Genomic DNA, 12,577 nt, shown 5'->3' with positions numbered 1-12,577 from the left:
CGCGGGAAATCATTTGCGCTACTCCCCTCCATCAGGAGCGCACGCGCGGCGAGCCCTTACTGCCCCGCCGCCTCCAGCGCGTCCTCGAAGGTGCGCAGCCCCGTGCGCGGGGCGCCGACGAGCACCGCCATGTTGCCCGGCGCGTGCTCGTTCTTCCACATCTTCTGGTGGGCGAGCGGGATCTTGTCCCAGGAGAAGACCTCCGACATGCACGGGTCGATGCGCCGGTCGAGCACGAACTGGTTCGCGGCGGAGGCCTGCTTGAGATGGGCGAAGTGGGAGCCCTGGACGCGTTTCTGGCGCATCCAGACGTAGCGCGCGTCGAAGGTCAGGTTGAAGCCCGTCGTGCCCGCGCAGAACACCACCATGCCGCCGCGCTTGGCGACGAGGCAGGAGACCGGGAAGGTGCTCTCGCCGGGATGCTCGAAGACGATGTCGACGTCCTTCTTTCCGGTGAGCTCCCAGATCGCCTTGCCGAAGCGCCGCGCCTCCTTGGCCCAGGCGTTGTACTCCTCGGTCCCGACCTGGGGCATCTGGCCCCAGCAGGAGAAATCCTTGCGGTTGATCACGCCCTTGGCGCCGAGCGAGAGCACGTAGTCGCGCTTCGTCTCGTCGGAGATGATGCCGATGGCGTTGGCGCCCGCCGCCGCGCAGAGCTGGACGCCGAACACGCCGAGACCGCCGGACGCGCCCCAGACGAGCACGTTGTCGGAGGGCTTCAACGTGTGCGGCTGGTGGCCGAAGAGCATGCGGTAGGCGGTGGCCAGCGTGAGCGTGTAGCAGGCGCTCTCCTCCCAGGTGAGGTGCCTGGGCTTCTCCATGAGCTGGCGGGACTGCACGCGGGCGAATTGCGCGTGCCCGCCGTCCGGCGTCTCGAAGCCCCAGATCCGCTGGGAGGCCGAGAGCATCGGGTCGCCGCCATTGCACTCCTCGTCGTCGCCGTCGTCCTGATTGCAGTGGACGATGACCTCGTCGCCGACCTTCCAGCGCTTGACCTTGGCGCCCACCTTCCAGACCACGCCGGCGGCGTCCGAGCCCGCGACGTGGAAGGGGTTCTTGTGGAAGTCGAGGACGGAGACGGGCTGGCCCAGAGCCGCCCAGACGCCGTTGTAGTTGACGCCGCCCGCCATCATGAAGAGCAGCACCTCGTCGTCGCCGATCTCCCAGGTGGGCACGCGCTCGACGACGAGGCTCTCCAGCGGCGGGCCGTGGCGGTCCTTGCGGATCGTGTAGGCCAGCATGGTCGCCGGCACGTGGCCGAGCGGGGGGATCTCGCCGATCTCGTAGGCGTCCTTGAGGGTCTGCGCGCCGCTGGCCATGGTCGTGATCCCGTCTGTTGGAGCGGGCGAACGGTACAGCGTGGCGCGCCGCGCCGCCTATAGAACCATCGGCGCATGCGAGGCGCGCCCGGGCGCGCGCCTCGCCGATCGTGTGCGCGATCAGCGCAGCTCGTTCTCCGGCAGATCCTAATCGCGGCTGGGCACGGCGTTCTCACCCCTCGTGGACGGCGGGAACAAATCGATGATGGCCTGGCCGCGTCCGACGCCGGTCTCCGACGGAATGGCTTCGCCGAACGAGGCGATGCCCAACACCGCATCCGTGCCCGCGACCAGCGCCGCTCCATCGAGAGACAGCGGCCCGTCGCCCTGAACGACGGTGAACGCGTTGGAACCGACCTCCGTGTCCCGGACCACCCAGACGCTGGAGCCGGGCGGCAGCGTCGCGAAGAGATCCGCAGCGAATTGCAGCGCGGCGTCCCCGTTGTCGGTTCGCAACGCCACCTCGGCATTCGCGGCCGGCGTCTCGACCGGCGGCGCCCCGACGACCGGCGGCGTGACCACCGGAACGTCGCCCGGCGGTACCTCGACGCCGTCGAAGTCCTCTCGGACCTGCTCGCCGCGGGCCGCATCGACGGCGGCGATGAAGCTTGCCAGCGCTTGAAAGGTCGGTCCTGTCGGAGGCGTGGTCGACTGGTCGACGACGGAAGGGTTGGTCGATATGTCCATGATGAACCTCTCCTTATCCGAGCGCCTCTCGCGCGTTCACCTGCCGGGCCTGTTGGTGTCGAGATCGACGCCGACCGACCCGTCGGGCGAGGTGACCGCGCCGAAGCCGGCGACGGACACGACCGTGCCGTCGAAGTATTCCGCCGCATCCTGGATGGAGAGCGGGCCGTCCGCCTGGATGACGTGCACGTCGCCGCGATGCTCCACCACCATGACGCTCCAGCCCGGCGGCAGCGTCTGGAAGAGCTGCTCGGCGCTCTCGATCGCCAGGTCCCGACCGCTGGGGCCGGGCACCGGGAAGCCATCGGGCCCCATCATCATGCGACCGGGGCTGTCGCGGAAGGTCTCGAACCGGCCGATCGTCACGGACGGAGGCTCGACGGGGGGAGGCGCTACGATCGGCTGCTCGACGATCGGCTGCTCGACCACGGGGGTCTCCTGCGGCGGGATCTCCTGGCCGCCGAAATCGTCCTGCAGCTGCCGACCGCGCGCGGGGTCGAAGGCCGCGACGAAGGCGATGAAGTCGGCGAGGGCCGCCTGACGCTCCGGCGAGATCTGCTCGGCGGAAACCGGCCACTGATTGCTCACATTCTCCATGGGACACTCCAGCTCGGAGCCATCGCTCCAGTGCAATGCATATTACGCATATATAATGCAACAAAATTAGAGTTAATCAATTGCTCGATGCATAAGGAGGAATTAGACAGATTGTCGCACCCGCTACGAAGGTCCCCGTTCAGCCGCGGACGGCGCTCCGCTACGCTGCTCCGATCCAGGATGGAGACATGCAGCGATGCCCGAGGCGCCGAGCACGACCACGATCGCAAGCACGACACCGATCGACGGCGCGGCCCGCCGCCACCGCGACAAGCCGTGGATCTTCCGCACCTATGCGGGGCACTCGACGGCGGCGGAGTCGAACCGCCTCTATCGCGGCAATCTGGCCAAGGGGCAGACCGGCCTCTCCATCGCCTTCGACCTGCCGACGCAGACGGGCTACGACCCCGACCACGAGCTGGCGCGCGGCGAGGTCGGCAAGGTCGGCGTCTCGGTGGCTCATCTCGGCGACATGCGCACGCTGCTCGACGGCATCCCGTTGTCGACGATGAACACCTCGATGACGATCAACGCCACCGCGCCCTGGCTGCTCGCGCTCTACGTCGCCGTCGCCGACGAGCAGGGCGCGCCGCGCGACGCGCTCACCGGCACGACGCAGAACGACATCGTCAAGGAATACCTCTCGCGCGGGACCTACATCTTCCCGCCCGAGCCCAGCTTGCGGCTGACCCGCGACACGATCCTCTTCGGGCGCGAACAGATGCCGAAGTGGAACCCGATGAACGTCTGCTCCTACCACCTGCAGGAAGCGGGGGCGACGCCGGTGCAGGAGGTCGCCTTCGCGCTGGCGACCGCCTGCGCGGTGCTCGACCGGGTGAAGGCCGTGGGCGTGCCGGAGGCCGACTTCGCGCAGATGGTGGGGCGCATCTCGTTCTTCGTGAACGCGGGCATGCGTTTCGTCACGGAGATCTGCAAGCTGCGCGCCTTCGCCGAGCTGTGGGACGAGACGGTGCGCGACCGCTACGGCGTCGCCGACGAGAAGCATCGGCGCTTCCGCTACGGCGTGCAGGTGAACTCGCTCGGGCTCACCGAGCAGCAGCCGGAGAACAACGTCCACCGCATCCTCATCGAGATGCTCGCCGTCACGCTCTCCAAGAAGGCCCGCGCCCGCGCGGTGCAGCTGCCGGCCTGGAACGAGGCCATGGGCCTGCCGCGCCCGTGGGACCAGCAATGGTCGCTGCGCATGCAGCAGATCCTCGCCTTCGAGACCGATCTCCTCGAATACGAGGACGTCTTCGACGGCTCCACCGTGATCGAGCGCGAGGTGGGGGCCATCAAGGAGGCGGCGCGCGCGGAGCTCGACGCCATCGAGGCGATGGGCGGCGCGGTGGCTTGCGTCGAGAGCGGCTACATGAAGCGCGCGCTCGTCGAGTCCAACGCCGCGCGCGTGTCGGAGATCGAGGAGGGCGAGCGCGTCGTCGTGGGCGTCAACCGCTACGTCGAAGGCGAGCCCTCGCCGCTCGTGACGGGGGACCGCGCCATCCTGACCGTGTCGGAGGACGTCGAGCAGGGCGCCATCGCCGCGCTGAAGGAGTGGCGCGCGGCCCGCGACGAGGCGGCGGCCATGGCCGCGCTCGACGCGCTGGAAGCGGCGGCGCGCTCCGACACCAACGTCATGGAGCCCTCCATCGCCTGCGCCAAGGCCGGCGTCACCACCGGCGAATGGGGCGAGCGGCTTCGCGCCGTGTTCGGCCAGTACCGCGCACCCACCGGCGTCACGCTGGAAACGAAGGTCACGCCGCGCGAGCGCGAGGTGCGGCTCCTCGTGACCGAGCTCTCCGAGAAGCTCGGGCGCACGCCCACCATCGTCGTCGGCAAGCCGGGCCTCGACGGGCATTCCAACGGCGCCGAGCAGATCGCGCTGCGCGCCCGCGACGTCGGCATGGAGGTCGCCTACGACGGCATCCGCCAGACGCCCGCCGAGATCGTCTCGCGCGCCGCCGAGACGAAGGCGCACGTCATCGGGCTCTCCATCCTGTCGGGATCGCACGTGCCGCTCGTGCGCGAGGTGATGGCGCGGCTGCGGCTGGAGGGGCTCGACCACGTCCCCGTCGTCGTCGGCGGGATCATCTCCAACGAGGACGCGCTCGTTCTCTCCAACATGGGCGTCTCGAAGGTCTACACGCCCAAGAACTACGAGATCGACCGCATCATGGGCGAGATCGTCGGCGTCATCGATCGCTCGCTGGACCGCCCGCCGGCCCCGGAGACGCCGCCGGCGCCCGGCACGACGAAGCGCGACCGCCGCGCGGCGCGCGGGAGCTATTGACGCGCGCTGGCGTCCAGATCATCGCGGCAGGGAGGGAAGTCTGCTGATCACGCTGCCGAAGGGTGCGTCACGCGACCTGGTCCCTGGCGACGATCGACCCGCGAGCTTTGGACCGCTTCCTCGCCTCTTCGATCAGCGCGACGACGTCCTTCCCCACCACCTTCGCTTCGGGAGAAATGTCCGATCGCACCAAGTGGTGAGCATAGATGGCGAAGAGCGCAGTCCCGAGAACTTCATGCGCGCGGTCGGTGCTCAGCATTTCCTCGTATCGTGCGACGAAGGCATCGATCTGCTGAAGATACCGGTCGCGGTCGCTCACCGGAGCGGAGAGATAACCGGATACGCCACCGAAGCGCTCCAGCAAGGCGCTCCACAGCAGATGGGCCTGATCACCGACCACGTCCCGGCGGTTCGCGTCGAGAGCCGAGAGCATCTCGACCAGTTGCCGGCAGCGCACGACCTCGGGATCCGGCTGATGTCGAGCCAGTCTACCGAGGAGCGGCCTCAGTCGGGCCTGAACGGCGGGTAGGATGACGGCCACGGCGCGCTCGGTCAGCTCGACCGCGGCCCGCTCGGACGCTTCAAGGATGCGACGCATGTCTGTTCTCGTTTCGTGGACGCGACATCCTTTACGAGATTGTCGGAAACGAGGCGGCTCGACCGTTCGTCGTCGGAAACGGCGCCTGCGCCGCGCAGGTTCGGACGCGGCGGGCGCCCCCCGTTCAGAACTTGCGCTCGACGAAGCGCTCCGCCGCCTTGCGATCGCCGTCCTCGCGGGGCGGGCGGTGGGCGGCGGCGGCCTCGAGCATCGGCACGACCTCGCTCGGGCGCTCGGCGACGAGATACGCGAGCTCGTGCCCCGCGCGGATGAAGCCCTGCTCGCGCATGTGGCTGAGAAGCGTCAGCAGCGGCTTCCAGAAATCGTCCACCGAGAGGAGCAGGATCGGCTTCTGATGGCGGCCGAGCTGGGCCCAGGTCATCTGCTCGACGAGCTCCTCCAGCGTCCCGATCCCGCCGGGCAGCGCGACGAAGGCGTCGGCGCGCTCGAACATCAGGCGCTTTCGCGTGTGCATGTCGGGGACGACGATGGTCTCCTGGACGTCGTCGAGGAGCTTCTCCTTGCGCGTGAGGAAGTCGGGGATGATCCCCGTCACCTCGCCGCCGGCCTCCACCACGGAGCGGGCGACGGTGCCCATCAGCCCGAGCGCGCCGCCGCCGTAGACGAGCCGGATGCCGGCCTGCGCCATCTCCCGGCCGAGCGCCGTCGCCGCGGCGCGATGGGCCTCGTCCCGCCCGTCGGCGGAGCCGCAATAGACGCAGATCGACTCGATACGACGCATTGTCGCGCCACCCTCTTCAAAAATGTTGCGATTCGCCCTTGCCGGCTCGACGATTCTGGTTTCCGTCGACGCACAGGGAAAGTAAACCGTTTCAGGGTCGGTGCGCCAGGGTGCGCGCCGTGAGTGCAGAGGACGGATCGGCCGTGTCAGTCCAACGGCGTCGCGCCATCGCGATCATCGTCACGCTCCTGCTCGTCGCGGGCGGGATCGGTCTCCACTGGTCGAGCGAGCGCCGCACCGACGCCGCCGTCACCGCGATGGAGGACGTCTCCGCGCGCGAGAGCGCCGCGGCGAATCCCGCGCCGGCTCCGGCCGAGCCGGTCGTCGAGACGCCCGCGGTGGCGGACGCGGTCGTGGACGAGGCTCCTGCCGCCGAGACGTCGGTGGCCGACATGCCGGTCGCCGAGACCGCCCCGGAGACGCCCGTCGTCGAGACGGACGTCGCCGAGACGGTCGCCCCTGAGGTCGCCGCGGCGGCCACCGATACGCCGCCTGTCGAGACCGAGGTGGCCGCCATCGATCCCGTCGAGCCCCTGCCGACCCTGCCGCTCGCCGACGAGGCCCCCGTCGCCGAAGCCGATCCCGAGGCGGCGAACGACGTCGCGGAGGACGCGGCCTCCTTCGATCTCGTGCGCGTCGAGCCCACGGGCGACGCCGTCATCGCCGGGCGCACCCGCGCCGGCGCCACGGTGGAGCTCCTGCGCAACGGCGAGACGCACGACATCGTCGTCGCCGACGCCTCCGGCGCCTTCGCCTTCATCCCGCCGCCGCTGCCGCCCGGCACGCACGAGATCGCGCTCCAGGTACGCGACGAGGACGGCTCGGCCCGCCGCGGTCGCCAGAGCGTCACCGTGGTGGTGGCCGAGACGCAGGACGCCGCCCCGGTCGTCGCCCTCGCCGAGCCGGGCGCCGCGACGCGCATCCTCTCGCAGCCGGAGGCGCCCGAGAGCGCCGCGGCAGCGGACGCTGCTGCCCGAGACGATACCACTGCCGAGACCGAGGTCGCCGACGCGCAGGCCGAGCCTGCGGCGGACGAGGCGCCCGCGGTCCAGGTCGCCCGCGCCGACGCGGCGGCACCTCCACCGACGCGCCCGGGCGTGCGCATCGCGAGCGTCGAGGCCGAGAGCGGCGGCGGGCTCTACGTCTCCGGCGAGAGCGCGCCCGGTGCCGACGTCCGGCTCTACCTCAACGAGACCTTCGTCGGCGGCGCCGAGGCGGGCGCGACGGGTGCCGTCTCCTTCGCCATCGGCCGCGGCGTACGGCCCGGCCTCTACCGCGTGCGCCTCGACGAGATCGACGACGGCGACGGCCGCGTGACCTCCCGCGCCGAGGTGACCTTCGAGATGCCGGCGCTGCCCGAGGTCGCGCAGGCGGCCGACGAGGCTCCCGAGGCGGCGCTCGAGACAGACGTCGCGATCGAGACCGCGGCGGAGGTCGACGTCGCCGCCGCCGATCCGTCGGCGGATCCCTCGGCCGAGGCGCCCGCCGTCGCGGCGGACGAAGCCGTGATCCTCGAGGGCGAGGGCGAGGCGCGCACCGCCACGCTGACGATCCCCGAGATCAACACCGCCCTCGTCGTGCGCGGCGACAGCCTCTGGCGCATCTCGCGGCGGATCTACGGGAACGGCATCCGCTACACGGTGATCTTCGACGCGAACCAGGATCAGATCCGCAACCCGAACCTGATCTTCCCCGGCCAGGTCTTCGTCCTGCCGACGATGGAGCCGGGCGCCGAGGCCGCCGACGCGCGCTGAGGCGTCGCGGCGCCGCACGCGAGCACCGCGGGCCCGGCGGGGCGTAACCGGCGGGGCGGAACCGGCGCGGCACTTGCGCCGTCGTCCCGTCGCACCATCCTCTCGCAGCCTTTCCGAAAAGGAGACGAACGCGCCATGCGCTCCGCCGCCCGCATCGCCCTCGCCACGGCCCTCCTCGCCGGGGCTGGCTTCGGCTTCCTCCTGTGGCGCGGGCCCGAGCCCGGGGGCATCGACGACGTCTACACCGCCCTCTTCGGCCCGGCCGATCTCGGGCCCGTCGACTTCGAGCGCATGGCGCGCAGCGACAGCCCCAACGACGCGCTCGCCTGCCCCGAGGGCGTGTGCGCGGCGCCCGTCGACATCGTCACGCCGGTCTACGACGTGCCCGGCGCGCGTCTGCGCGAGATCGTCGTCGAGGTGGCGAGCGCCGAGCCGCGCACGGACATCGTCTACGCCTCGATCCGGGAGGAGACGGACCGCTTCGTCGCCCGCACGGGGCTGATGCGCTATCCCGATACGATCGCCGCGCGGATCTACGGCGCCGGCCCCGGGCGCTCGCGCCTCGCGCTCTATTCGCGCTCGCAGATCGGCTATTCGGACATGGGCGTGAACCGCGCGCGGCTCGAGCGCTGGCTCGAGGAGATCGAGCGCCGCGTCGCCGCGGAGGCGGGCGTCGCGTCCTGAGGGCGCGCCGAAGCCGCTCAGCCCGCGGCGACAGTCGGGCCGAAGATCTCCTCGAAGGTCGCGCGCATGACGGCGTCGACCTCGGGCATCGTCACCGGCAGGCCGAGATCGACGAGGCTCGTCACCCCGTGCTCGCGCACGCCGCAGGGCACGATGCCGTCGAAATGGGTCAGGTCCGGCTCGACGTTGAGCGCGATGCCGTGGAACGTCGCCCAGCGCCGCACGCGAATGCCGATTGCGGCGATCTTGTCCTCGACGCCCGCGCCCTTCTCCGGGCGGCGCACCCAGACGCCGACCCGGTCCTCCCGGCGCTCCCCGCGCACGTTGAATTCGGCCAGCGTCGTGATCAGCCATTCCTCCAGCGCGGCGACGTAGGCGCGCAGGTCCTGGCGCCGACGGGTGAGGTCCAGCATGACGTAGGCCACGCGCTGGCCGGGGCCGTGATAGGTGTATTGCCCGCCCCGCCCGGCGACGTGCACGGGAAAGCGCCCCGGCGCGACGAGGTCCGCCTCCTTGGCCGACGTGCCCGCGGTGTAGAGCGGCGGGTGCTCCACGAGCCACACCCGCTCCGCCGCCTCGCCGGCGGCGATGGCGGCGGCGCGGGCCTCCATCGTGGCGAGCGCCGTCTCGTAGGGCACGAGCCCCTCCGCGATCGCCCATTCCACCGGCGGAGAGCCCGGCGCCGCACGGAAGCCGCCGGCGGGCGCGGCGCGATCGTTAACCGGGCGTTCACCATGATCGGCAAGCATCGAGACGGTCTCTCTCGTGCGGTCGCGGTCGTTCGGGGTCATACGTCTCATGTCGGGGAGTTCGCGCCGCGTGTCCAGTCTCGAAGGCCTTCATGTCGATCTGACGATCGTGCTCGGGCGCACGCACATGCCCGTGCACATGCTGCTGCGCATGGGCCGCGGCGCGGTGATCGAGCTCGAATCCTCCGACACGGACATGGTCGAGATCCGCGCCAACGACCATCCCATCGCCCGCGGCCAGGTGGTCGTCACCGGCACGCGCATCCAGGTGGAGATCACCGAGATCATCCCCAAGCCCGCGCGCATCTCCGATCCCGGCACGACCATCGGCGACGCGCTCTCGGTGAGCGATGCGCTGGAGGAAGCGGCCGCGATCATGGCTCGCGAGGCCGGTGCGGAGCCCGCGGAAGGCGCTTGAGAGGCGTTTGCGGACGTTTCGCCGAATTTTTGCCGGCGTCCAGAAATGCCGCTTGTCGCCCCCGATTCGATCTGTTACACGCTGCGCACCCCGGGGGCGGTGCCCCCGAAACGGGCTCCGCGGCCGTGGCGGAATTGGTAGACGCGCTAGCTTGAGGTGCTAGTCCCGGAAACGGGGTGGAGGTTCAAATCCTCTCGGCCGCACCAGACATGGTGCGGGGCGTCGGAGCCGAAAAGGGTTGTCACGAAAGGCCGTCGGGGCGACCCGGCGGCCTTCGTGCTTTCGGATCCCACCTCTCGCATCCCCGCCGTCTCGCCTACCCGCGCTGCCGCTCGGGCAGCCGTCGCGCCGGGTGGTCGATCGCGGCCTTTCCCCCGGCCTCCACGCTTGCTAAGGAACCCTGCAGGAGACGCGGGAGCCGCTATCATGGATGCGTTCAAGCCCTATCTCGCCAAGGTCGCGACCGGCGCCGCCCTTTCGCAGGACGAAGCGCGCGCGGCCTTCGACGCGCTTCTGTCCGGCGAGGTGACGCCGGCGCAGGCGGGGGCGTTCCTGATGGCTCTGCGCGTGCGCGGCGAGGCGCTCGACGAGATCGTCGGCGCGGCCTCCGCCATGCGCGCCAAGATGCTGCGGGTCACCGCGCCGGCGAACGCCATCGACATCGTCGGCACCGGCGGCGACCATTCGGGCTCCTACAACATCTCGACGCTCGCGGCCTTCATCGTCGCCGGCTGCGGCGTGCCGGTGGCCAAGCACGGCAACCGCGCCGCCTCCTCGAAATCCGGCGCCGCCGACGTGCTCGGCGCGCTCGACGTGACGCTCGGCCTCGACCCCGCGGCGCTGGCGCGCTGCCTCTCGGAGGCGAACGTGTGCTTCATGTTCGCTCAGGCCCACCACGCCTCCATGCGCCACGTGGCGCCCTTCCGCGTCGAGCTCGGCACGCGCACGATCTTCAACCTTCTGGGTCCCCTCTCGAACCCCGCCGGCGTGAAGCGCCAGCTGCTCGGCGTCTTCTCCCGCGCCTGGATGCGGCCTCTGGCCGAGACGCTGCGCGCGCTCGGCTCCGAGCGCGTCTGGGTCGTGCACGGCTCCGACGGGCTCGACGAGCTGACGACGACTGGCCCGAGCGAGGTCGTGGCGCTGGAGGACGGCGAGATCCGCTCCTTCCAGATCGACCCGCGCGACGTCGGCCTGCCGATCGCCCGGCCGCAGGACCTCAAGGGCGCCGATCCCGCCCACAACGCGGCTGCCCTGCGCGCCGTGCTCGACGGCGAGAAGACGCCCTATCGCGACGTCGCGGTCCTGAACGCGGGCGCCTCCCTCGTCGTCGCGGGTGCCGCCGCGGATCTCACCGAGGGCGTCGCCATGGCGGCGAAGGCCGTGGACGACGGCGCCGCGAAGCAGGCGCTCGCGCGCCTCGTGCGCGCCTCGCAGGCGTGAGGCCGGCCATGAGCAAGAGCGACATCCTCGCGAAGATCGAAGCCTACAAGCGCGAGGAGATCGCCGCCGCCAAGGCAGCGATCCCGCCCGCCGAGATCGCCGCGCGCGCCCGCGACGCGGCCTCGCCCCGCGGCTTCGCGGACGCGATCCGCGCGCGGATCGCGGCGGGGCGCCCGGCGCTCATCGCCGAGATCAAGAAGGCGAGCCCGTCGAAGGGCCTCATCCGGCCCGATTTCGACCCGCCGGCCCTCGCCGCCGCCTACGAGGCGGGCGGCGCCGCCTGCCTCTCCGTCCTCACGGATACGCCCTCCTTCCAGGGCCGGCCGGACTACATCGCCGCCGCCAAGGCCGCCTGCGCGCTGCCGGCTCTGCGCAAGGACTTCCTGTTCGAGCCCTACCAGGTGGCGGAGGCGCGCGCCTGGGGCGCGGACTGCATCCTCGTCATCATGGCGAGCGTCACGGACGCGGAAGCCCGCGCCCTCGTCGAGGCGGCGCACGAATGGGGCATGGACGCCCTCGTCGAGGTGCACGACGCCCCCGAGCTCGAGCGCGCGCTGGCCCTTCCCGCGACGCTGATCGGCATCAACAACCGCAACCTGCGCACCTTCGAGGTCTCGCTCGCCGTCGCCGAGAGCCTCGCACCGCTCATCCCGCACGACCGCATCGTCGTCGGCGAGAGCGGCATCTCCGCCCCCGCCGACATCGCGCGCCTGCGTGCGGCGGGGATCGACACCTTCCTCGTCGGCGAGAGCCTGATGCGCCAGGCGGACGTCGCCGGCGCCACCCGAACCCTCCTCGGAGAGGCCGCGTGAGCGAGCTCAGCCACATCGACGCCACCGGCGCCGCCAACATGGTCGACGTCTCGGAGAAGGACGTCACCTCCCGCACGGCGATCGCCGAGGGCGTCGTGATCACGAAGCCGGAGACGCTGGCGATCATCCGCGCCGGCGACGCCAAGAAGGGCGACGTGCTCGGGGTGGCGCGCATATCGGGCATCATGGCCGCCAAGCGCACCCACGAGCTGATCCCGCTGTGCCATCCCCTGATGATCTCGAAGGTGCGCGTCGACTGCGCCATCGACGAGGCGCTTCCGGGCGTGCGCGTCACGGCGGAGGTGAAGGTCGCGGGCCAGACCGGTGTCGAGATGGAGGCGCTCACCGCCGTCTCGGTGGCCTGCCTCACGATCTACGACATGGTCAAGGCCGCCGACAAAGGCATGCGCATCGAGGGCGTTCGCCTCCTCGAGAAGACCGGCGGGCGCTCGGGCACGTACCGAGCCGAGCCGTGAGCGGGGGGCGC

The 12,577-nt window shown here is 70.9% G+C and carries 13 protein-coding genes and 1 tRNA gene; 8 read left to right on the top strand and 6 right to left on the bottom strand.

Features of this window, described 5'->3' with window-relative positions; genetic code table 11:
• Nucleotides 1-56: 56 nt before the first annotated feature.
• The 3 genes from ccrA to IEX89_RS11515 all read right to left on the bottom strand — a co-directional run bounded on the left by ccrA (nt 57) and on the right by IEX89_RS11515 (nt 2,603).
• Nucleotides 57-1,319, bottom strand: a complete 1,263-nt coding sequence (gene ccrA, locus IEX89_RS11525) for a crotonyl-CoA carboxylase/reductase (RefSeq protein WP_188913019.1) — start codon at nt 1,317-1,319, stop codon at nt 57-59.
• A 147-nt stretch (nt 1,320-1,466) separates the two neighbouring features.
• Nucleotides 1,467-2,006, bottom strand: coding sequence for a hypothetical protein (locus IEX89_RS11520; RefSeq protein WP_188913010.1), 540 nt, complete (start codon nt 2,004-2,006; stop codon nt 1,467-1,469).
• A 36-nt stretch (nt 2,007-2,042) separates the two neighbouring features.
• The gene (locus IEX89_RS11515) at nt 2,043-2,603 is read right to left on the bottom strand and encodes a hypothetical protein (protein WP_188913009.1); all 561 of its coding nucleotides are present in this window, start codon (nt 2,601-2,603) and stop codon (nt 2,043-2,045) included.
• 196 nt (nt 2,604-2,799) lie between these two features.
• On the opposite strand from IEX89_RS11515, the gene IEX89_RS11510 reads away from it, so the two are divergent.
• A complete protein-coding gene (locus IEX89_RS11510) occupies nt 2,800-4,893 on the top strand; it encodes an ethylmalonyl-CoA mutase (protein ID WP_188913007.1) in 2,094 nt (697 codons plus the stop codon).
• A 67-nt stretch (nt 4,894-4,960) separates the two neighbouring features.
• On the opposite strand, the gene IEX89_RS11505 is transcribed toward IEX89_RS11510, so the two are convergent.
• Both IEX89_RS11505 and IEX89_RS11500 read right to left on the bottom strand, forming a co-directional pair.
• Entirely contained in the window at nt 4,961-5,491 is a 531-nt protein-coding gene (locus tag IEX89_RS11505; protein WP_188913005.1) for a hypothetical protein, read from the bottom strand.
• A gap of 124 nt (nt 5,492-5,615) precedes the next feature.
• A complete protein-coding gene (locus tag IEX89_RS11500; protein WP_188913003.1) occupies nt 5,616-6,233 on the bottom strand; it encodes an LOG family protein in 618 nt (205 codons plus the stop codon).
• Nucleotides 6,234-6,376: 143 nt separating this feature from the next.
• Here IEX89_RS11500 and IEX89_RS11495 point away from each other — a divergent pair, with 143 nt between their 5' ends.
• Both IEX89_RS11495 and IEX89_RS11490 read left to right on the top strand, forming a co-directional pair.
• Nucleotides 6,377-7,987: a LysM peptidoglycan-binding domain-containing protein gene (locus IEX89_RS11495; protein ID WP_188913001.1), complete on the top strand. Its 1,611-nt coding sequence runs from the start codon at nt 6,377-6,379 to the stop codon at nt 7,985-7,987.
• 135 nt (nt 7,988-8,122) lie between these two features.
• A complete protein-coding gene (locus IEX89_RS11490; protein WP_188912999.1) occupies nt 8,123-8,671 on the top strand; it encodes a DUF1499 domain-containing protein in 549 nt (182 codons plus the stop codon).
• Nucleotides 8,672-8,688: 17 nt separating this feature from the next.
• Here the strand turns inward: IEX89_RS11490 and lipB are convergent, their stop codons facing one another.
• A complete protein-coding gene (gene lipB, locus IEX89_RS11485) occupies nt 8,689-9,471 on the bottom strand; it encodes a lipoyl(octanoyl) transferase LipB (protein WP_244645316.1) in 783 nt (260 codons plus the stop codon).
• Between the two features lie 19 nt (nt 9,472-9,490).
• On the opposite strand from lipB, the gene IEX89_RS11480 reads away from it, so the two are divergent.
• The 5 genes from IEX89_RS11480 to moaC all read left to right on the top strand — a co-directional run bounded on the left by IEX89_RS11480 (nt 9,491) and on the right by moaC (nt 12,566).
• A complete protein-coding gene (locus IEX89_RS11480) occupies nt 9,491-9,838 on the top strand; it encodes a FliM/FliN family flagellar motor switch protein (RefSeq protein WP_188912997.1) in 348 nt (115 codons plus the stop codon).
• Between the two features lie 119 nt (nt 9,839-9,957).
• A tRNA-Leu gene (locus tag IEX89_RS11475) sits at nt 9,958-10,044 on the top strand.
• 220 nt (nt 10,045-10,264) lie between these two features.
• Nucleotides 10,265-11,278 carry an anthranilate phosphoribosyltransferase gene (trpD, locus tag IEX89_RS11470; RefSeq protein WP_188912995.1) on the top strand — a complete coding sequence of 338 codons (1,014 nt, stop codon included), beginning with the start codon at nt 10,265-10,267 and terminating at the stop codon, nt 11,276-11,278.
• 8 nt (nt 11,279-11,286) lie between these two features.
• Nucleotides 11,287-12,090, top strand: a complete 804-nt coding sequence (gene trpC, locus IEX89_RS11465; protein ID WP_188912992.1) for an indole-3-glycerol phosphate synthase TrpC — start codon at nt 11,287-11,289, stop codon at nt 12,088-12,090.
• Nucleotides 12,087-12,566 carry a cyclic pyranopterin monophosphate synthase MoaC gene (gene moaC / locus IEX89_RS11460; protein ID WP_188912990.1) on the top strand — a complete coding sequence of 160 codons (480 nt, stop codon included), beginning with the start codon at nt 12,087-12,089 and terminating at the stop codon, nt 12,564-12,566. Before trpC ends, moaC begins: the two co-directional genes overlap by 4 nt.
• The last annotated feature ends 11 nt before the right edge of the window (nt 12,567-12,577 follow it).

The organism is Salinarimonas ramus, from assembly GCF_014645695.1.
GTDB lineage: Bacteria > Pseudomonadota > Alphaproteobacteria > Rhizobiales > Beijerinckiaceae > Salinarimonas > Salinarimonas ramus.
This window is presented reverse-complemented; position numbering and strand designations above follow the sequence as displayed.